The sequence below is a fragment of the Saccharococcus sp. Marseille-Q5394 genome (assembly GCF_946901335.1).
GTDB classification, from domain to species: Bacteria; Bacillota; Bacilli; order Bacillales_A; family Planococcaceae; genus Sporosarcina; species Sporosarcina luteola_C.
In genome coordinates this window covers 923,795-944,560 of record NZ_CAMPPQ010000002.1, presented here as the reverse complement: position 1 = coordinate 944,560, position 20,766 = coordinate 923,795, and the positions used below count along the sequence as shown (strand labels likewise).

Annotated in this window: 18 protein-coding genes; 2 read left to right on the top strand and 16 right to left on the bottom strand. The window is 43.2% G+C overall.

From position 1 onward, the window contains the following. Positions 1-160 precede the first annotated feature (160 nt). Both OC538_RS15310 and OC538_RS15305 read left to right on the top strand, forming a co-directional pair. The gene (locus OC538_RS15310; protein WP_262177080.1) at positions 161-2,227 is read left to right on the top strand and encodes a S9 family peptidase; all 2,067 of its coding nucleotides are present in this window, start codon (positions 161-163) and stop codon (positions 2,225-2,227) included. Positions 2,228-2,314: 87 nt separating this feature from the next. Beyond that, positions 2,315-3,511: a DHH family phosphoesterase gene (locus tag OC538_RS15305; protein ID WP_262177079.1), complete on the top strand. Its 1,197-nt coding sequence runs from the start codon at positions 2,315-2,317 to the stop codon at positions 3,509-3,511. Between the two features lie 548 nt (positions 3,512-4,059). Here the strand turns inward: OC538_RS15305 and OC538_RS15300 are convergent. The 16 genes from OC538_RS15300 to OC538_RS15230 all read right to left on the bottom strand — a co-directional run bounded on the left by OC538_RS15300 (position 4,060) and on the right by OC538_RS15230 (position 20,727). After that, entirely contained in the window at positions 4,060-4,185 is a 126-nt protein-coding gene (locus tag OC538_RS15300) for a hypothetical protein (RefSeq protein WP_262177869.1), read from the bottom strand. A gap of 361 nt (positions 4,186-4,546) precedes the next feature. Beyond that, the gene (locus OC538_RS15295) at positions 4,547-5,314 is read right to left on the bottom strand and encodes a 3-hydroxybutyrate dehydrogenase (RefSeq protein ID WP_251696567.1); all 768 of its coding nucleotides are present in this window, start codon (positions 5,312-5,314) and stop codon (positions 4,547-4,549) included. Positions 5,315-5,428: 114 nt separating this feature from the next. Continuing rightward, positions 5,429-6,148, bottom strand: a complete 720-nt coding sequence (locus OC538_RS15290) for an ABC transporter ATP-binding protein (protein ID WP_262177075.1) — start codon at positions 6,146-6,148, stop codon at positions 5,429-5,431. After that, positions 6,120-7,934, bottom strand: coding sequence for an ABC transporter permease subunit (locus OC538_RS15285; RefSeq protein WP_262177073.1), 1,815 nt, complete (start codon positions 7,932-7,934; stop codon positions 6,120-6,122). Before OC538_RS15285 ends, OC538_RS15290 begins: the two co-directional genes overlap by 29 nt. After that, positions 7,935-8,834 (bottom strand): branched-chain amino acid ABC transporter permease, encoded by a 900-nt coding sequence (locus OC538_RS15280; protein ID WP_262177072.1) that lies wholly within the window; start codon positions 8,832-8,834, stop codon positions 7,935-7,937. Between the two features lie 168 nt (positions 8,835-9,002). Then, positions 9,003-10,208: an ABC transporter substrate-binding protein gene (locus OC538_RS15275; RefSeq protein WP_262177070.1), complete on the bottom strand. Its 1,206-nt coding sequence runs from the start codon at positions 10,206-10,208 to the stop codon at positions 9,003-9,005. A gap of 291 nt (positions 10,209-10,499) precedes the next feature. After that, entirely contained in the window at positions 10,500-11,840 is a 1,341-nt protein-coding gene (locus OC538_RS15270) for a sigma-54 interaction domain-containing protein (RefSeq protein WP_262177068.1), read from the bottom strand. Between the two features lie 122 nt (positions 11,841-11,962). Beyond that, positions 11,963-12,622: a phosphate signaling complex protein PhoU gene (gene phoU / locus OC538_RS15265; RefSeq protein WP_251696579.1), complete on the bottom strand. Its 660-nt coding sequence runs from the start codon at positions 12,620-12,622 to the stop codon at positions 11,963-11,965. A 41-nt stretch (positions 12,623-12,663) separates the two neighbouring features. Beyond that, positions 12,664-13,431 (bottom strand): phosphate ABC transporter ATP-binding protein PstB, encoded by a 768-nt coding sequence (pstB, locus tag OC538_RS15260; RefSeq protein ID WP_262177066.1) that lies wholly within the window; start codon positions 13,429-13,431, stop codon positions 12,664-12,666. Positions 13,432-13,465: 34 nt separating this feature from the next. After that, entirely contained in the window at positions 13,466-14,290 is an 825-nt protein-coding gene (gene pstA, locus OC538_RS15255) for a phosphate ABC transporter permease PstA (RefSeq protein ID WP_251696583.1), read from the bottom strand. A 1-nt stretch (position 14,291) separates the two neighbouring features. Continuing rightward, the gene (gene pstC, locus OC538_RS15250) at positions 14,292-15,143 is read right to left on the bottom strand and encodes a phosphate ABC transporter permease subunit PstC (protein ID WP_251696585.1); all 852 of its coding nucleotides are present in this window, start codon (positions 15,141-15,143) and stop codon (positions 14,292-14,294) included. 103 nt (positions 15,144-15,246) lie between these two features. Next, entirely contained in the window at positions 15,247-16,089 is an 843-nt protein-coding gene (locus tag OC538_RS15245; protein ID WP_251696587.1) for a phosphate ABC transporter substrate-binding protein, read from the bottom strand. A gap of 509 nt (positions 16,090-16,598) precedes the next feature. Then, a complete protein-coding gene (rlmD, locus tag OC538_RS15240; protein WP_262177063.1) occupies positions 16,599-17,960 on the bottom strand; it encodes a 23S rRNA (uracil(1939)-C(5))-methyltransferase RlmD in 1,362 nt (453 codons plus the stop codon). 272 nt (positions 17,961-18,232) lie between these two features. After that, on the bottom strand, positions 18,233-18,343 hold the full coding sequence (gene cydS, locus OC538_RS17995) for a cytochrome bd oxidase small subunit CydS (RefSeq protein WP_410055881.1): 111 nt from the start codon (positions 18,341-18,343) through the stop codon (positions 18,233-18,235). A gap of 15 nt (positions 18,344-18,358) precedes the next feature. Beyond that, the gene (locus OC538_RS15235; RefSeq protein WP_262177061.1) at positions 18,359-19,384 is read right to left on the bottom strand and encodes a cytochrome d ubiquinol oxidase subunit II; all 1,026 of its coding nucleotides are present in this window, start codon (positions 19,382-19,384) and stop codon (positions 18,359-18,361) included. Beyond that, positions 19,381-20,727, bottom strand: coding sequence for a cytochrome ubiquinol oxidase subunit I (locus OC538_RS15230; RefSeq protein WP_262177059.1), 1,347 nt, complete (start codon positions 20,725-20,727; stop codon positions 19,381-19,383). Before OC538_RS15230 ends, OC538_RS15235 begins: the two co-directional genes overlap by 4 nt. Between the last annotated feature and the right edge of the window lie 39 nt (positions 20,728-20,766).

Below are 20,766 nucleotides of genomic sequence, written 5' to 3'. Positions count from 1 at the left end.
ACTCCCAAGTTGACGGGGGCGGTTGTCTGCAAGGAAATCTCATTAGCCTAAAATATGCAATGACCCACATGTTTGTTACGAATCCGTCACGCTTCATTTAAAAAGAGGTATTTCTGTAATTATCACGAAACTACTATTTATAAGGAGAGGAGGAACTAGTATGAAACCACCTATAGCAAAACGGATTCCCCATCCCCATGAATTGCATGGCGATGTACGCGAAGACGACTATTATTGGCTGAAGGATCGCAATAACCCCGAGGTCATCAATTATTTAGAAGAAGAAAATCAGTATTTCGATGACGTCATGCGGCCTTTGGCAGAACAAACCGACCAGATTTATCAAAGCATGGTTGACCGTGTTCCCGATTCCGAAGTGAAAGTGCCTGTACAGAATGGACAATACTTCTATTATTCACGTTTGGAAAAGGACAAGCAATACCCGATATATGCACGCAAGCAGGCGGCAAGCCGAGAACTAGTAGATGAGGCATCGGAGGAAGTGGTGCTCGATCTGAATGAATTGGCCGAGGACAGTGACTATTTAAGCGTGACGGTGCAGCGTATGAGTACCGATCATAACCGTCTGGCCTTTTTAGAGAACCGTGATGGCACCGATCGTTATACTATCCATATAAAGGACATCGAAACTGGCGAACTTCTACCAGACCGGATTTCGGATGTGTTTTTATATGGAAGCATGGAATGGAGCCGTTGTGGCGACTATATATTTTACATTACTGTTGATGAGAATCAACGCCCTTGCAGATTATGGAGGCATCGATTAGGTAGTGACGTGAAGAGTGATGAGCTTGTCTATGAAGAAAAAGACGAGACATTTACGCTCTACGTGTCTAAATCGCAAAGCGGGAAGTTTATTTTTGTTTATTCACATTCGAAAACGTCAAGCGAAATTCGCATGTTGGATGCAGATGCCCCGTCATCCCCTTTGCAACTACTGGATGCGCGGCGTGATGGGATTCTCTATGATGTGGAGCATTGGGGCGATGACCTGCTCATACTGACAAACGAAAATGCGCTGAACTTTCAACTGCTCCGCTGTCCACTCGACGACATCAGGTCACGGGTGAATGTCATTGCGTATAGCGAAAATCGCTATCTTCAAGGTGTGTATCCGTTTCGTGATAAGCTTCTTGTCTCCGGCCGGGAGAACGGTTTGACGCAGATCTGGGTATTACAGGACGGCGAGTTGAATCCGATTGAATGGGATGAATCGCTCTATACTGTATCGGTTTTATCCGACCAGAGCTACGAGACGACTGAAGTGTTGCTTCAATATGAGTCGCTGCTTACGCCAAAAACGACATATGGACTGAATCTGTCAACCGGAGTGAAGCATAAATTGCAAGTGGCTTCCGTCAGCGGAGAATATGACCGTTCAAGCTATCGTCAAGAGCAATTATGGGCAGTCGCCGAGGATGGCGTCAACGTGCCGATGACCGTCGTCTATCGGGAAGATGCGCTCGATGAAGGGCCTGCACCATTGATTCTTTATGGATATGGCTCATATGGAGCAAACAGCGATCCGCATTTCGATCCGTATCGTCTCCCGCTTTTGGACAAGGGTATCATATTTGTCACAGCGCAAGTGCGTGGCGGTTCCGAAATGGGACGGAGTTGGTATGAAGATGGAAAGATGGAGCATAAACGAAATACGTTCACAGATTTTATTGCTGCAGCGAAGCATCTTATCGAGCAGGGTTACACAACTCCAAACCAAATGGCGGCCCGCGGAGGCAGTGCGGGAGGCTTGCTCGTTGGCGCAGTGGCAAACTTGGCCGGGAATTTGTTCAAGGCAGTCGTTCCTGCCGTGCCATTCGTCGACGTCGTGACGACGATGCTCGATACGACCATTCCCCTGACTACGCTGGAGTGGGATGAATGGGGCAATCCACAAAATCGCGAGGATTACTTCTATATGAAGTCCTACAGTCCTTATGACAATGTGGAAGCGAAAGACTATCCTCATATGTACATTACAACCGGCATAAACGATCCACGTGTCGGTTACTGGGAACCGGCCAAGTGGGTTGCACGCCTGAGAGCGTTAAAAACCGATGACAACGTCGTTGTACTGAAAACGAATATGGGTGCCGGCCATTTCGGCAAGTCTGGCCGCTTCAACCATTTGAAGGAAGCTGCGGAATGCTACGCATTTGTTCTTGATAAGCTTGGTGTAAACGCAGAGGTTACAAGCCCCCGGTAAACGGGGGGTTTTTTTATTGAGAATGATCCGAAGATGGGACTGTCACCCGCGTAAATTGACTATACTGTCGTTCGAGGAGTGATGGATATGTATAAATTGTTGTCTCATAATGATTTGGACGGCGTTGGTTGCGGAATTTTAGCGAAGATGGCTTTTGGGAAGCAGGTCAAAGTACGCTACAATTCCATTTCCGGTCTTAATCGGGAAGTAGAATGGTTTCTGGAAAATGGGGATAAGGAAACATTCTTGTTCATTACCGATTTGTCTGTAAATGAAGAAAATGAGAATAGACTTGAGAGGTTTTATCAAGACGGTGGAAAGGTTCAATTGATTGATCACCATAAGACAGCGCTTCACTTTAATGAGTATGAGTGGGGGCATGTCGAAGTCGAGGATGAGGAAGAAAAGTTAACTTCGGCGACCTCCCTATTATATGAATACCTTGTGACACATGAACACATGGAACCGTCTGAATCTATTGCCGAATTTGTCGAGCTCGTCAGGCAGTATGATACATGGGAATGGGAGAAGAATAATAATCAGAGTGCACAACGTCTCAATGCCCTCTTCTTTCTTATGACTATTGAGGAATTTGAAGACAAGATGATCAGTCGACTCTCTTCGGATGAACATTTTAACTTTGATGAATTCGAAAAGAAGCTACTTGATATGGAAGAAGATAAAATCGAACGCTATATTCGTCGGAAGAGAAGAGAACTTGTACAAACGGAAACAGGTGAACACTTTGCGGGAATCGTCTATGCGGAATCCTATCATTCAGAGCTAGGCAATGAACTTGGCAAAGAATACCCGCATCTTGATTACATTGTAATCCTAAATATGGGGGGGAAACGAGCCGGTTTCCGAACAATCCATGAGCATGTTGATGTATCCGAAGTGGCCGGTCAATTCGGTGGAGGCGGACATGCAAAAGCTTCTGGATGCTCTTTGACTACCGAGGCTTTTCAACAGTTTGTTTTGGACACGTTCCACTTAGAACCTTTAAGGGAAGATGCGCGGCGAAATCGATACAACTTGAAACATTCTTCCTTCGGTTCCCTCTATAAAAACCGAATGGACGATAGCTTTTTCCTCTACCCGGAAAACGATCAAACATGGGTAATTAAGCAAAATGACATAAAGGTGGAACAGACCTTTACTAGCTTTGAGGAAGCGGAGCGTTTCCTTAAAAGAAAGTACGAAGCATGGCTTGTACGGGACGACGCTTTCGTCGATTATTTAATGGAACAGGTAAAGGCTAGTAAGCAGACTGAAAAAGCCTGATCCAATCTATAATAGTAAAGGGACTGTCCATAATGTCAGCAAAAAATGATTTTCTTCGTTAGCCTTATTTTATAGGCTCTGATAAACAATACAGTGTTGATTTCTGCTTCAGGCGGACGCTTTCCGCGGGCGGTCCGTGAGCCTCCTCGTCGCTTCGCGCCTTGCGGGGTCTCACCTGGACACGCTTGTCCCGCAGGAGTCGCCGCCTTCCACTCCAATCAACGAAGCTACTTACAATCAATAAATACATCAAATATAAACCATATATGGTTGAAAACCTCATACAAACAATTGTCCAATCAATTAATAACTCAACGGTTCGGTGTTAGCGAAAATCGGACATCCATTTATATTTCCCCTGCCATTTTGTTTGTGGCCAAATTAGTTAATTGCCGATTAAGTTCCTATAGATGACCTAAATAGTAACCTCTCTACATTGAGAGGTTACTTCAGAGTGTTGACAGAAAAGTGTCTTGGATTTTTTCCGATTTTGGTTCATGTTACGCCATGATTGGCATTCTCCATGTCCAGCTGGCCAGCTTATTCGACTAATGGATAGATAAGGAGAAATCAATCGCAGCATCCAATTTACGAACCAGATGGTCTTGTGGAACTAACTGCTCTATAGTCAGCATTTCCAACTGTTCACCTTCATTGATTTGATTTTTCGTCATCATATGCATATCCATTACCTCATTTATTTTATAAAAGACACCGTTGATTGGAGTGGAGGTCGGCGACTCCTGCGAAAGCCGTTACGAAGAACGGCTTTTGCGAGCACAAGCGAAGCGTTGCGAGCAGGATGTGGATGCTGCCTTAATTTCTGCAAGGAACGCAGAAATACGGCAAATCGAACCCTACGTTGTTCGATTGGCTGAAGCCGTGCCCGCGGAAAGCGTCCGACCGCAGCGGAAATCAACTTTGTTTAGTTTCAACACTATTTTAATAGAAAAAAGACTATAGGCAAACACCAAAATCTCTTGTGTTTGTCTACAGTCAGAAGTGAAGTAACCCTCCAAATTGCTAGGTTACTCGTTAATGCACCGTATATCCGCCGTCCAGCACGACCGCTTGACCTGTCATGCCTTTCGCTGCATCGCTCGAAAGGAACAGTGCTAAATCGGCAACTTCCTTAACATCTAACAGCCGCTTCTGAGGCACTAATGGATAAATGATTTCCTCCAGTACGGATTCGAGTGGAACATTGCGTGTCGTCGCTAAATCTTGGAACTGATTGCGCACTAATGGCGTGTCAACATAGCCAGGACAGATTGCGTTTACCGTAATCCCATCCGCTGCCGTTTCGAGAGCCGCGACTTTCGTCAACCCGATTACACCATGCTTGGCTGAGTTATACGCAGCTTTTCCCGCAAAGCCGACAAGTCCATTAATGGAAGCCATATTCAAGATACGTCCAAATCCATTCTCCCTCATATGCGGCAATACGAGTTTCGTTGCGATAAATGGAGCTGTCAGCATAATCTTCACAAGCAATTCAAATCGCTCCGTCGGAAAATCCTCGAGCATCGCAACATGCTGCATCCCAGCATTATTAATGAGAATATCAATTCTTCCATAATAAGTAATTGCTTCATTGATCGCCTTTTCCAGATCTGCTTCGGACGTGACATCACACTTAATACCAATCGCATCTCCACTCAGTCTTTGGGCAGCATCCTTCACTTTTTCCCCATTAATATCTGAAAGTACAACTTTAGCGCCTGCTTTAGAAAACTCTTGGGCAACTTCAAAGCCGATCCCTTGTGCAGCTCCTGTTATAAATAAAACTTTTCCTTCTACCATGTGAATTCCTCCCCACACAAAATACAGGGCGCTTACGAGATGTACCTATAACGCTCCAAAGGTTAAACTGTCTTCCGGTAATCGAAATACATAACAGCGTATTTTACATATCTGTTAATTCGGTGAAGCTGCACCTAAATACGTTTTTACCAGACCGTCATCCCTTAATAAATCTCGTGATTGTCCGTGTAACTTCACCTCACCTACTTGTAAAACATAAGCCCGGTCAGATATAGCTAAAGCAGCCATGGCTAATTGCTCGACGACCATTACCGTCTTGCCAGATTTCTTCAACTCTAGTAGCGTGTCGAATATCTGTTTTACAAATATAGGTGATAAACCCATGGATGGCTCATCAAGAATAACAAAATCAGGATCAGACATAAGCGCTCTGGATACTGCTAGCATTTGTTGCTCTCCACCGCTTAATGTACCCGCATGCTGCCATCTTCTCTCCTTTAGTCTCGGAAATCTTTCGTATTCTCTTTCTATAAGCTCTTCAATTTTTTGTTTTTCTTTTTTAATCGAAAATGCACCTAAAATCAGATTATCCTCTACCGACTGATCACCAAAGACTTGACGGCCTTGAGGGACATGGGATATCCCAACCCCTAAAATTTTATGAGCAGGTGTACCTGTAATCACGTTATCTCTATAGCGAATCGTACCCTCCTTCGCCTTCAGCAACCCCGTTATCGCTTTCAATAGCGTAGTTTTACCGGCCCCATTAGGACCAATAACAGCAACAATTTCACCCTCATTCACTTCCATTGTCACATTGTGTAAAGCGGATGCCCGACCATAACTAACTGATAGATTTTGTACCTGCAACAAGCTGGTTCACCTCTTCCCCACCAAGATAGGCCTCAATTACTCTTGGATCGTTTTGAATAGTTTCAGGAGTTCCCTCACAAATTTTCTTGCCGAAATCTAATACTGTAATATAATCACAAATATTCATAACGATATCCATATGATGCTCAACCAATATAATAGACAATCCTGCATTCTTCAGACGTTGGATGACATCCATGATTTTTTCAATTTCTTTTGGGCTGGCCCCTGCTGCCGGTTCATCTAAAATAAGTAAAGAAGGTTTTAAAGCTAACCCCCTAGCTATTTCAACTAATCGCTGTTCCCCATACGGCAAGTCAGATGCTTTTTCATGGGCTTTTTCTTCTAAGCCAACAATTCGTAATAGATCATAGGCTTTTTGTGCATAATAACGCTCTTCATCAGATACCTGACCTAGATATAATACGTTTTTCAGGAATCCTGTTTTGAAATGAAGATGAAAACCAACCATAACGTTCTGTAAAACGCTCATGTCTTCAAACAACTGCAGGTTTTGGAACGTTCTCGTAATCCCTTCTTGCGCTATTCCATGAGGAGCATATTTTGTAATGTTCTTCCCTTTCCAAAGTAGGTTCCCGCCAGTCGGCATATAGACTCCACTTAGGACGTTAACTGTCGTACTTTTACCTGAACCGTTCGGGCCAATAATTCCGTGAACAATTCCACCCCAAACCTCGATTTCAACATCGTCGATAGCTTTTATTCCACCAAAATGCATTGAAATATTTTCAAGCTCCAAAAGCTTTCCATTAATCCCGTCAGGTAAATCGATTGTTGCCTCCCGATCATCATGTAAGATTCCTAACTCAGTAGTAACTTTCTTACTAGAAAGCTTTTTAAAGAACGAAAGATTGGTGAAGGCACCTACGATACCATCTGGTAAAAGGATTAGTGCGACTAATAATATTCCACCAAAAATCATTAAATGATAATCTACAAAGTTGTGTAGGAATTGCGGTAACCCAACGATAATCGCTGTACCTATAATAGGACCTATCTTTGTTCCTGATCCTCCGATAATAACCGCGATAAGGAACAGAATTGATAAATTCAATTCAAAAGTGGTACTACTTATAAACTGATTTTGAAAAGCGAAGAGCCCTCCACCGAATCCTGCTAAAAAAGCGGAAATTGAAAAGGCCAAAATTTTCCAACCTCGAACATTAATCCCTAGCACCTCTGAAGCAACTTCACTATTTCCAAAAGCAGTCATGGTCCGACCATAACGACCTCTAAAGATATTTGTTGCGCCTGCTGTAATGACTATAGCCAAGAGCCCAATAAACCACATATACTCAATTGGACCAAGTTCAAAACCGAATATGGATGGTTGTGAGGTTCGAACTCCTGCAGGACCGCCAGTGACATCTACCCAGCGGTTGGCTATAATACCAACCAATTCTCCAAATGCAATTGTTACCATTGCCAAATAAGGACCTTTCGCTCGTAACGACAAAAGAGCTACCACGGCGCCAAATAAAGCAGCAACTAATGCAGCGATAATAACACTTACGAAGAAATTCAATCCTACTTTCATGGTAAGGATTACAGATAAATATGCTCCGATCGCATAGAACCCAACATGCCCCAAGGATAGCTGCTTGGAGAGACCTACAAGTAGATTTAACCCGACGATGACAATGTAAGTAATTAAAAATGACTGGGCTACATGGATCGTATGAGCATTGTTAAAAACCCAAGGAAATGCATATAGGAGGACGAGCGGGATACCAATTTGATAAATCCACCATTTTGCTTTTGTCATTTAAAACTTCTCCTTTACTCGTTTTCCAAATAACCCTTGAGGAAGGACTGCTAAAATGACAAGAATTAAAAAGAACGCAGCAGCTTCTTTCATGGATGTACTATATAGAGCAAAGAGATTTTCTGATACACCTAGTAAAAGTCCTCCGATAAAAATGCCCCGTGGATTTTCGATACCGCCAATAATTGCAACCGCAAATGCTTTCAATCCAAGGAAAAGACCAATAAATGCACCTGGATGTACCATAGGCCCGACTAAAACGCCACCTACTCCTGCTAAGGTACCTGCAATGATAAAAGCAATGGAAGCCATTAACCGTGGATTAATGCCCATTAGTGAAGCAGCATCCTTATTAAAGGCAACCGCTTCAAGCGCCTTTCCGAATAACGATTTCTTTAAGAAAACGTATAATAGTAACATGATAACTGCGGCGCCAACTAGTACAAATATTTCATGATAACGGATTTTCAATATACCTAAATCTAAAATAGCGCGTCCAAATGGAGATGGGGCCATCAAAACATCTCTTCCCCATATAAGCATAGCTACGTTTCTCACGATCATGGCAACGGCCACAGTACTTAATATCCAACCAATGGAATGCCAACTTCGTAACGGTCGGATAGCGACTTGTTCCAATGCCCAACCGGAAATACCCACTACGATGATTACCAATAGCAAGGATGCTATAAAGGCAATCCAAACACCCATGCCTGCTGCTGTTATTGCCGTAAAGGTAGATAATCCAATAAGTGAACCAAGCATGACAAAGTCACCTTGACCAAAGTTCATCGTTTTAGTTGTAATAAAAGTAATATAGTAGCCTTGGGCGATGATCGCATAAACACTTCCATACACTAACCCATTAATAATGGCTTTTAATACATCTGTTAAATCCAAAGCAAACGTCCCCCTTGTAATTTGCTACAGAAAACAGCAAAGGTGAAAAGGGAAATCTTCGTATGGACTCCCCTTTACACCAGAACAAATGCGCCTTGGCGTATTTGTTTCCTGTGCGCTGCGCTTTCGGCACAAAAAACATTTGATGAATATAGTTAAATAACTCGATTATTCTGCTGAAATAATTTGTAAATCGTCGTTATATGTGGCAATGAATACTTCATCAATACCAAATGCTTCATGGTTTTCCTTTGTAAAAGGTGTTGATTTAATGGCTGTTACACCTTCAAAATCCGTGAAGGATTCAATTTGATCACGAATTTTCTCACTATCCAAGCCAACCTTTTTTATTGCATCTAAGATAAGTTTTGCACTGTCATATCCTTGTGCCGTAGCAATAGGGAACACGTCTTCTCCATATGTGTCCACTACTTTTTGATGGAATTTTTTTGCTACTTCATTTTGATCAATCGTATAGGACTGTACAAAATACAAATCATCTTTCACAAGATCACCAACAAGATTTAATACAGTAGGATCACCTGTAGCCCAAGTCGCGTAGATAGGGGCATCTAACCCTTCGTTGAATCGAGCTTCCAGTAACTTTGCTGACTGTGGAGCAAGCCCGTAGAAGACGACTGCCTCCACCCCTGCATTATTCATTTCACGAATAGAAGGCTCGAGATTTAATTCCTTTGGATCAAAAGCTGAAATGACAGTTGGTTCCATATTGTAGTTTTCCTTCATTTGTTTAAGAATATCTTCCCGGCCACCTTGCCCGTATCCCTCTGTATCATGGATAACACCAAGTTTCGTAAGTCCTTGTTTATCGATCAGCTCTTTTAAAATAGCGGACACTTGAACCCCATCAAGAGGAGCCACACGGAAAATATAGTTTTTATCAGCATCTTTATATTCTTGTGTGATTTTTGTCCCTGTAGCTACTGGTACGACTTCAGGAATTTTCGCCTCTTGAACAAATGGAATATGTGCCATGGCATTCCCCGAGTTCGCAGGTCCAACTAGGGCTACAATGTTATCTTGATTGATTAACTTTTGAACAATCTCGATTGACTTTTCTGGTTTAGCTTCATCATCGTATAGAACTAAATTCGCTTGTTGCCCTTCAAAACCGCCAGCATCGTTAAACTCCTTAACAGCTAGGTCTACACCTCTTTTTACTCCTTCACCAAATAGAGCTGTTCCACCTGACATAGAAATAGCTAATCCAATGTTAAAAGTATCCTGACCTTTAGAATCTACTGGATCACTAGTACTGGTGGAACCTGTTTCTTTTACCTGCGGACTACATCCAGCTAAAATTGTAAATAACACCATAAAGCCCACTAGAAAAATTGCGCTTGATTTTTTCAAAGTAATTCCTCCCCCTTTTTAATAAACCTAAAGTTACTCTCCCATCAACCGATTCTATAGCTCGTCCCCCTTGGAACCACCTCCAATTTATGTAGAGAGAAAGCGCTTTCAATTCATTTAATCAAATCTTATGAAAACTTGCAAACCTTTATTTCTGGGCATCTTACTAGATAAAGAGAAAAAACAGTCCAGGAATTCGGACTGTTAATTGATAACGCTTTCCACTATATGATACTGGCTTTTCTTTACGTCCGGATTTCCGTACTAGTGTCCGTATTTTCGGAAATTAGGTCAAAAGTTATATTTTTTCAACTTTTCATAAAACGTACTTTTACTTAAGCCTAATAACTTTGCAGCTTCTCTCCTACTAGGAAATGCCTGAAGGGTTTCAGATATGATATTCATCTCCAATTGTTCAACAGCTTGCTGCAGAGTTTGTGTATTGCTCGTATAGTATAGGGACTTGAGCCGGACTTCTTGAGGCAGGGCACTAGGCAGTACCACATCTCCATTTGTTAAATAGACTGCTGCTTGAATTACGTTATACAATTCTCTCACATTCCCTGGCCAACTATATTCTTTTAAATATTGCATTGTCTCTGCTGCTATCGATAGATTACGCTTTCCCACTTTGGCAATTGTTCCGTGAAAAAAGTGACTTGTGATTTCCTCGAAGTCATCCATTCGCTGACGAAGCGGTGGAATTTGCAACGTAATTGCATGAATCCGATAATAGAGATCCTCGCGGAATTTCCCGGATTCCATTAAGGTTTTCAATGGTTGATTTACAGCAGCGATGATTCGGACATTTACTTTAATTGCTTTTTGTGACCCGATCGGCTCAATCGTTCCTTCTTGGAGCACCCGCAATAATTCAACTTGCAGCGGTAGTGGCATGTCGCCTAAATCATCCAAGAACAAAGTACCGCCTTCAGCTTGATGGAATCTCCCTTTTCTTTGGCTATGTTCGGTAGATCCAACACTTCCAAAAAGCTCAAGTTCCAGAAAATCTACGGGTATTGCCGCACAATTCACCTTCACAAAAGGCTTGTCAGAGCGATTCGAGAGGTAATGAATACTCTGCGCAAACATTTCCTTACCTGTTCCACTTTCTCCTTGAATCAATACAGGTAAATCACTTGGAGCAATCATCTGAATCGTTTCTTTAACCGATCTGATCGAATCAGAAGATCCAAGGATATCCTGCAGTTGGAAAATCGTATTTTCTGTTGCATGACCTACCTTAATTTTTTCCATTGTCGTTCTCACATGGGAGCTCAAATTATTCCAATCGTTTAAATCTCTAAACATGACACTTCCGAAAGCCCCTACAATTTCTCCGTCAACCTCCAATGGGACACGGTTCGCTAACATATAGGTTCCTTTTATAAAATGCGGCGATGCGATATGCACCTCACCTGTCTGTACAACTTCATGCATCCGAGAGTTTTCAATGACTTCTTCTACTGGCATTCCGATTGCTTTTTCACGAGTCGTTTCTAGGAACTTACAGTATTCTTCATTGATATATAAAATGTTCGCTTCTCTATCAACGACAACAAACCACTGAAATGCATTCTCCAATATCTCTAGTAAGACCGATTCCGTTAATCTATCCGTTACTGATGTCATCATACCCCTCCACCACATTCCCCTTTTATTCTTATCTTCTCAAAATAATGAATATAGTGCAAACTAATAAAAAAATAAGGTGGAATCCTTACGCTATGAAGGATTCCACCTTATGTAATTAGTTATTGATTCAAATCATAAATCTGACCTTTTATTAAATATGCAGCGCTTTCGGCAATGTTTGTTATGTGGTCGGCTGTTCGTTCAAGAAAGCGATTGATGAACAGTAATTGGACGAGCTGTGTTGTTTCTTCCGGGTGTTGGCGTAAGTATTCAGTAATGCTCTTATATGTTTCTGCATAGGCATTGTCGACTTGATCGTCTAGAGCGGCGACTTCTTTAGCAAGAGCCATGTTCCCATCGATGAATGCGGACACGGCCATATTCAGCATTTTAAGGGATGTCTCATTCATTTGCTCAAGCTTTGTAATGTTCATCAGTGATTCGGTCTTTCCGATTTTAGCAGTCGCTTTTGCAATGTTTACAGCAAAATCGGCAATACGTTCGATATCAGAAGTGATTTTTAGTGATGCGATGATTCTTCGTAGATCTGTTGCAAAAGGTTGCTCTTTTGCAATAAGCCATACAGCAAATTGGTTGATTTCCTGGTCAAGATTATCAATGGCTGTGTCTTCATCGATGACTCGCAATGCCAATTCAATATCTTGTGTCTTAAACGCAGTGAACGCTTTCTCAAATGCGGATATGGTAAGTTTGTTCATCTCCAACATTTTGTTTTGTAATTCTTGCAAGTTCTTGTCAAAGTTCTTCCTTGCGTTCATGAAAGTCACCCCTTGATTATAATCAGTTTCGCCTTGGCTAATTAACCAAAACGGCCAGTTACATAATCCTCTGTTCTTTGGTCTTTCGGATTTGAAAACACGTTATTTGTTGCATCATATTCAACAATTTCTCCACTAAGGAAGAAAGCTGTTTTGTCTGATACCCGTGCAGCCTGTTGCATATTGTGAGTTACGATTACAATTGTATATTCCTTTTTTAATTGTGCAATCAACTCTTCAACTTTTAATGTAGAAATCGGGTCAAGTGCCGATGTAGGCTCATCCATTAGAATAACGTCTGGCTTCATCGCAATTGCACGGGCAATACAAACCCTTTGCTGTTGACCGCCTGATAGACCGAGTGCCGATGACTTGAGACGGTCTTTCACTTCATCCCAAATCGCAGCACCACGGAGGCTCTCTTCAACAATCTTGTTCAATTCTTTCTTATTTTTAATGCCTTGCGCCCGAGGTCCGTAAGCGACATTATCATAAATGCTCATTGGGAATAAATTAGGTTTTTGGAATACCATTCCGACTACTGTACGTAATTTAATGACATCATTGGATTTATAAATATCTTCATTGTCGATTACAATATCCCCGGTGATTTTCACCCCATCGATTAGATCATTCATCCTGTTGAGCGTACGTAGAAAAGTGGACTTTCCACAACCGGATGGTCCGATTAACGCTGTCACTTTCTTTTCATCAATATCTAACGAAACATTAAACAGTGCCTGTTTATCTCCGTAAAAAAGACTCAAATCTTTTACACTGATTTTTGCCGTTTTCTCTGACTGCTTCATAAGCGCTACATTTCCTCCTTTACTTCTAGCAACATCAATAATCTGCTTTATTTAGTTTCTTGGATATGAACGTAGCTGAGAAGTTCAATATCAAGATGATGACGATTAATACGATTCCGATCGCGGCTGCCAGTTCTATATCCCCCGCCTCCTGTGTAACTAAATAGGAGTGAACCGTCAGTGTCCTCGCGGAAGAGAAGATGCTTGCAGGCATAGCCGCCACAGTTCCAGCGGTTAAAAATATCGCAGCCGACTCGCCGACAATCCGCCCCATGGAAAGGATGATCCCTGATAGGATTCCAGGCATTGAACTTGGCAAGATGACTTTCATTAGTGTTTGAAGTTTAGTTGTACCTAAAGCCAAAGAGCCTTCACGGTACGTTTGAGGGACCGTTTTCAATGCTTCTTCTGTCGTTCGTATGACGACAGGCAATACAATAATCGTCAACGTCAATGACGCCGCGATGATCGACATGCCAAGCTTTAACGTCGTAACAAAGAATACGGCACCGAATAATCCATAGATGATTGATGGAATCCCTGTTAAGCTTTCTGTAGCAAAACGGATCGTTTTAACAAGCCTGCCTTGTTTAGCGTATTCTTGAAGATAGACTGCCGCTAAAACTCCGATCGGTGTTGCAATAACAAGTGAAATGACGATTGTATACACGGTTGTAACGATCATTGGCCAAATGCCACCGCCGCCTGTCGGTGAATAGTCGCCAAAGATGAATTCGAAATTGATGAGTCGGAATCCTTTATAAAAGATGAATCCTACAATCAGCAAAAGAATACCAACCGTGACGAAAGCCGAAAACCATAGAAGCCCGCGCAATACATTATCCTTAAACATCCTCATTTTAGTGAGCACCCCTTGCGCTGATTTTTGCCAAAACAAAATTTAAAATCAAGATAAAGGAGAACAACACGATACCTGTCGCAAATAACATTTCCTGATGTACGCCTGCCGCATAACCCATTTCCAAAGCGATATTAGTCGTTAATGGGCGGACACTGTCAGTCAGACTTGTAGGCGTGATCAAACTGTTTCCTGCTATCAAAATGACCGCCATCGTTTCACCAATCGCTCTCCCTAAGCCTAAAACGATGGCTGCCATAATACCGGACTTGGCTGCAGGTACAACCACTTTAAATATCGTGCCGATTTCAGAAGCACCGAGTGCCAAAGAACCTTCCCGATATGTTTTTGGAACAGCGCGGATCGCCGTTTCAGCAACCGTCACAATTGTAGGAAGCATCATGATCGCTAATACGATAATGACAGCCAATAAGCTTTGCCCTTTCACTAATCCTAAATTGTTCTGCAAAAACGGCACGATAATCGCAAGTCCAAAAACACCATACAGAACAGATGGAATCCCGGCAAGTAACTGCACGGCTGGCGATATGATTTTAGCAAACCGTTTCGGCGCGATTTCTGAAAGGAAGATCGCTGTGAATAAACCAATCGGTACCCCGATAAGCAGCGCCCCGATTGTCGCATAAATAGAAGCGACGATCATTGGGAATATCCCGAATTTATCCTCACTTGGCACCCAATCCACTCCGAAGATGAAGTCGAAAAAGCTGTACCCCTCTGCAATGAACGGATGGGAGCCTCGATAAAATACAAATCCTACGATTAACAGCAAACTTAGAACTGATAAAAGTGCACAGAATAAGAAAAGCTTTGATGATAAACTTTCCAACATATATTTCCTTCTATTTGATTTACCGTTACCTATGTTTTGTTTTTCAATAGGCGGGCTTGTCATAGCTGCATCCCTCCGAGATCACTATTGGTGATAGACGTAATCAGTTAACCGGGATAGCCCCAGTTTCAACAACTACATCTTGTCCTTCTGGACTTAAAATGAAATCAATGAATCGTTGTCCTGCATCGGTTAGACTTCCTTCTTTGGCGACGAACAAGAACGGACGTGATAGTTTATATGTTTGTTTCAGAACATTTTCCGCTGTCGCTTCCACTCCATTAATGTCAACGGTTGAAATGGACTCATCCACATATTCGAAGGAAATAAAACCTACCGCATGCTTATTCATTGCAACTGTCGTTTTAATATTTCCGTTTCCACTTGCGATAATGGCGCTTCTCACTAACTCACCTGATGAGTAGTCAACGATTTCCTGAAATGCATCACGGGATCCGGAGCCATCCTCGCGAGAAACGACGACAATTTCCATGTCACCGCCGCCGAGCTCTTTCCAGTTCGTTACCTCACCGGTGAATATTTTCTTCACTTGCTCAATCGTGAGATCTTTCACTTTATTCGACGGATGAGTGACGACGACAATGCCATCGTAAGCAATAACAATTTCATTCAAACCGCTATCGACCTCTTCCTGTTTCAAATCACGGGAAGACATACCGATTTCAGAAACTCCATTGATCGCATTTGTTATGCCAGCCGATGATCCAATCTGGTTGATCTCTATTTTGACATCATTGCTCTCCTCATAGGTAAATGCCAATTTCTCAGCTAAAGGCCCTACCGAAGTAGACCCTGAAATAGCAATTGTCGTTGAACCGTCTTTTGACGAGTTGCTATCTCCTTCAGCATTGTTGCCGCATGCAGCTAGTACGACTGTTATGGAGATAACGAATAATCCTTTTAGTGCATCCCTCATGATTTTCATATATGTACCTCCAACATGATTTATTGGCTCTTTGTAAATAATAATGGAAGTTTGTAAATTTACTTAGGTATTCTTGTAAAGGTTTTGTAAATTCACTTTACACATTCCGAATTGTGCGATATATACAGCAATCGATTATCTCTCTCTCATTCAATTTTCCCTTCTTTCAAGAATCTATTTACAAACGTTCAATTCTTTCGAGGTTCTATTCGAGGTGCGCTTTTCGGTGGTGCCTGTGCAGCAAACTATTCTGATTATGCACTACAATTGAATATGTAAATTCACAAAGTTGAATTCATCAATGGGTTACTGGATATTTACTGAATTTATATTCCTCATAGTGAATAGTCATAAATGCACCTTACACAGGCACCAACACAATTCAGACAATACACTACAATTGTATATAATTAAAAAGGTAGGCAACCATGTCAAGCTTTGGTTGCCTACCTTATGAATAGATATGCGAATTATTGAATTGTCATAAATGGGTGATGCACAGGCACCGTTTAAATTTCCAGCCAGGCGACGGATTCGACGTGGCTGCTTTGGGGGAACATGTCGACGGGTTGGACTTCTTTTGTCCTGTAGCCGCCGTCTTCTAAGATCCGCAAGTCGCGGGCCAGTGTGCCTGGGTTGCATGATACGTAGACGACACGCTTCGGTTTGTATTCCAAGATTGTCTGCAATAGCTTCTCATCGCATCCTTTGCGTGGTGGGTCGACGACTAGTACATCGAACCGTTTGCCTTCTGCGTACCATCTTGGGATGACGTTTTCCGCTGCGCCCGCTTCGAAATGGGCGTTCGTCATGCCATTCAATTCGGCGTTGCGTTTGGCGTCTTCAATCGCTTGCGGGACGATTTCCACTCCGTACACTTCCTTCGCTTTCTGTGCGAGGAACAGTGAAATGGTGCCAATTCCGCAGTATGCGTCGATAACCATTTCGTCGCCTGTCAGTTGCGCGTAGTCGAGTGCTTGCTTGTACAGCACTTCGGTTTGGGCGGGGTTCACTTGATAGAAAGAGCGTGCCGATATTTCAAACTCGATGTCGCCGATCTTGTCGATGATGAACGACTTGCCGTAGAGAGGGAGCGTTTCATTTCCGAAGATGACGTTCGTCTTCTCTCCATTGACGTTTTGCATGATCGACGTCACTTCCGGCACAACCCGTTTAATGAGTTCGACAACGGCGTCTTTCTGTGGAAATTTTTTCTTCAACGTCACGAGGACGACCATGATTTCACCTGTCGCCTTCCCTTTCCGGACGATCAGATGCCGAAGCATGCCGCGATGGGTCTTTTCGTTATACGCTTCGAGTCCAAGTGCATGCATTTCGTGCTTCAGCGTGGACATCAGTTCATCTGCCTCTTCGCTTTGGATAATACAGACGTCCGTGTCGACGATATGATGGGAGCGTGACCGGTAAAAGCCGGATACGACTTTGCCATCCCGTTCGCTGCAGGGGATCTGGGATTTATTGCGATAGCGCCAAGGGTCTTCCATCCCTTTGACTGGGTGGACAGGTACGTGCGGCAACTTCGCGATGCGGTCGATAACGTCGCGGACCTGTTTTTGCTTTTGGATGAGCTGGCCTTCGTATGATAGATGTTGCAGCTGGCAGCCGCCGCATTCCCAGAACACATGGCATGGCGGTTCCACGCGATCCTTAGAAGCCTTTGTCACATTCAACAGGCGCGCGAATCCATAATTCTTCAGTGTCTTCCCTACTTTGACTTCTACTTCCTCGCCAGGCAGTGCGCCAGGTATAAAAAGCGGGTAGCCTTCCACTTTTGCAACGCCCGATCCGTCATGCGTCAAATCCTCCACATAGACAGAGAGACGATCATTTTGATTCACAATAAAAGACATGATATTTCCTCCAAATTTCGTATGTACTTAGTTTATCACAAAAGCGAATGTTGGCAGGCATGCAAAGCGGCAGGTATTTCACTAACTGCAGATGAGTCAAGAGTCCTAAAATGACGATAACTCTTCGGAAGTGACCGATAAAATTGTGAATGTGATCGATAAGGACCTGGGAATGATCGATAAACTTGTGAAAGTGATCGATAACTTCCCGGAAATGATCGATAAGTATTCAAGATGTAAAAAACAGACGTCAGTGACGTCTGTTTTCCACGTTACTCCTCTTTATCCGTTACCGAACCATCTAGCGGCGCGATGAGAAACGCGACGACGATGGCTGCAATCAAGATGATAAAAGGTGCATAGAAAATAATGAAATCAGTCATGCCCATAAGCCCCCTTTACACATGGAAATCCTTCTTCCCACGGACGTATCCTTTATTGAACAGGAACAGTCGCATGAGCAATACAAGCGAAGGGATCAAGAGTCCCAGTCCTAGGATGAACGCGATAATGAGCGAGATTGCCATCGCAGGATTCGTGAAACTGTCGTAAATCGTCAAATACGGGTACAACAAGTACGGATAGTGCGACGCACCATATCCGAAAAACGCAAAGATAAATTGGCCCATGAGCAAAATGAATGCCCACCCGTAATTGTGGCGCTTCCAAAGCAGCCAAACCGTTCCTGCAAACAATAGGAACGAGATGAGGAACATTGGCCAAAACGTTTGGATGTTGTTGTAATGCTCGAGATTATGTTTACGAAGCTCGAATATGATGCCCCCTGCAGTAATGATCGTCGGCAATGACCAGATGAGCGCATATTTCCGCAGCAAATTGGTCGCTTCCACGTCGCCGGCTTTATGCGCATACCATGTCAGGAACACTGCCGAAATGTATAGCGTCGCTGCAATGCTCAAGACGACAATTGACCATGTCAATGGACTTGTGAATAAGACCCAGTAATCGAGCACCGGATTTCCATCGACAATTTCGATGAAGCCGCCTTCTGAAATGGTCAGGACGATTGACAGCGACGCGGGAATCAATATACCCGCCAGACCATACATGAATGAATAGCCTTTATGGCCCCTTGCGCCGTATGTCTCGAAAGCATAATACGAGCCGCGGATTGCTAGCAGGATGATGCCAAAGCTGACAGGAACCAAAAGCGTCGTTCCGTAATAGAAAGCTGTTTTCGGGAAGAACCCGATGATCCCTACGAAGAAGAAGACGAGAAAAACGTTCGTCACTTCCCATACAGGAGATAAATACCGCTGGATGACTTTCGTCAAAATACGCTGTTTACCGGTCAGCAAGCTGTATGCATTGAAAAAGCCAGCTCCGAAATCAATGGCGCCTACGAGAATATAACCGAAGAGGAATGTCCAAAGAACTGAAACCCCTAAAATCTCCAAGTTCATTGTACATCACCGCCTTTTTCCTTATGACGATCTTCCAATTCGCGTTCGACTGGGTTTTTGTTGAACATCCGTCTCAGGACGACGACGCTTCCAATCCCGAGGACGAGATACAGTAATGCAAACAGCATCAGCATGAGGTCTACTTGCCCGCTTGTCGTTGCGGCATCCTCGACTCGCATAATCTTCCGAAGTATCCACGGCTGCCGTCCGACTTCCGCAAGCCACCAACCAGATTCGATGGCGATCATTGTAAGCGGTGCTCCGAGGACAATAAGCCAGCGGAACCATTTTGTCGATACGCGTTTCCAGCCACGGTTGATACCGATCCAATATAATGCAGATAGGATTGTCATCCACATGCCGATGAATACCATAATGTTGAATAAATAGTGGATATAGAGCGGTGGTATTTCATCCTCAGGGAATTGATCCAGACCGATTACTTCCGCGTTAGGATTATTAAATGCAAGCATGGAAAGCCCGAACGGAATGTTAATGGCATACTTCACTTCCCCATCTTTCAACACACCAAATAAGATGAGCGGAGCGTTTTCCTGCGTTTCAAAATGCCACTCTGCCGCAGCAAGTTTTTCGGGTTGGTACTCGGCTAAATACTTACCGGAGAAATCCCCGATCAATGCAGTTGCGATTGAAAATACAAACCCTAGTTTCATTGTTAAATACAGTGCTTTCTTATGATAAACATGGTCGGAGCCTCTCAATAAACGGAATGCCGCAATCGCAGCCAGCACGAATGCCGCAGTCATGTACGCCGTTATGACGACATGCGCCACTTTCGTCGGCATCGCCGGGTTGAACATCGCAATGATCGGATTGATATTGACGATTTCTCCGTCCACGATGTCAAATCCTCGAGGCGCATTCATGAATGCATTCACCATTGTGATGAAAACGGCAGAAAACGAAGCGCCGATTGCAACTGGAACTAATAAAAGCAAATGCTTTTTCTGATTCTCGAATCGATCCCATGTGTATAAATAAATCCCGAGGAAGATGGCTTCAAAAAAGAAAGCGAACGTTTCCATGAATAACGGAAGCGCTATGACATTTCCCGCGAACTCCATGAAATTCGGCCAAAGCAACGATAATTGCAGACCGATGGCGGTTCCTGTAACAACCCCGACAGCCACGGTAATGATAAAACCTCGCGCCCACCGTCTGGCAAGCAATATATAATGTTCATCGTTTTTCTTGATGCCCACCCATTGCGCAATCATGATCATGAGTGGGACACCGACGCCGATTGTCGCGTAAATAATATGGAATGATAATGTAAGTTCTGTTAGGACACGCGAATAAAAAACGGCTTCTTCATTTCCCATCTATTTCCCCTCCTTCAACTTCCGAAAATTCTACCGACA

Coding starts and splice junctions, on each gene's coding strand:
- OC538_RS15310 (WP_262177080.1), top strand. CDS start 161: ATGAAACCACCTATAGCAAAACGGATTCCCCATCCCCATGAATTGCAT.
- OC538_RS15305 (WP_262177079.1), top strand. CDS start 2,315: ATGTATAAATTGTTGTCTCATAATGATTTGGACGGCGTTGGTTGCGGA.
- OC538_RS15300 (WP_262177869.1), bottom strand. CDS start 4,185: ATGACGAAAAATCAAATCAATGAAGGTGAACAGTTGGAAATGCTGACT.
- OC538_RS15295 (WP_251696567.1), bottom strand. CDS start 5,314: ATGGTAGAAGGAAAAGTTTTATTTATAACAGGAGCTGCACAAGGGATC.
- OC538_RS15285 (WP_262177073.1), bottom strand. CDS start 7,934: ATGACAAAAGCAAAATGGTGGATTTATCAAATTGGTATCCCGCTCGTC.
- OC538_RS15270 (WP_262177068.1), bottom strand. CDS start 11,840: ATGACATCAGTAACGGATAGATTAACGGAATCGGTCTTACTAGAGATA.
- phoU (WP_251696579.1), bottom strand. CDS start 12,622: ATGAACGCAAGGAAGAACTTTGACAAGAACTTGCAAGAATTACAAAAC.
- pstB (WP_262177066.1), bottom strand. CDS start 13,431: ATGAAGCAGTCAGAGAAAACGGCAAAAATCAGTGTAAAAGATTTGAGT.
- pstA (WP_251696583.1), bottom strand. CDS start 14,290: ATGAGGATGTTTAAGGATAATGTATTGCGCGGGCTTCTATGGTTTTCG.
- pstC (WP_251696585.1), bottom strand. CDS start 15,143: ATGTTGGAAAGTTTATCATCAAAGCTTTTCTTATTCTGTGCACTTTTA.
- OC538_RS15245 (WP_251696587.1), bottom strand. CDS start 16,089: ATGAAAATCATGAGGGATGCACTAAAAGGATTATTCGTTATCTCCATA.
- rlmD (WP_262177063.1), bottom strand. CDS start 17,960: ATGTCTTTTATTGTGAATCAAAATGATCGTCTCTCTGTCTATGTGGAG.
- cydS (WP_410055881.1), bottom strand. CDS start 18,343: ATGACTGATTTCATTATTTTCTATGCACCTTTTATCATCTTGATTGCA.
- OC538_RS15235 (WP_262177061.1), bottom strand. CDS start 19,384: ATGAACTTGGAGATTTTAGGGGTTTCAGTTCTTTGGACATTCCTCTTC.
- OC538_RS15230 (WP_262177059.1), bottom strand. CDS start 20,727: ATGGGAAATGAAGAAGCCGTTTTTTATTCGCGTGTCCTAACAGAACTT.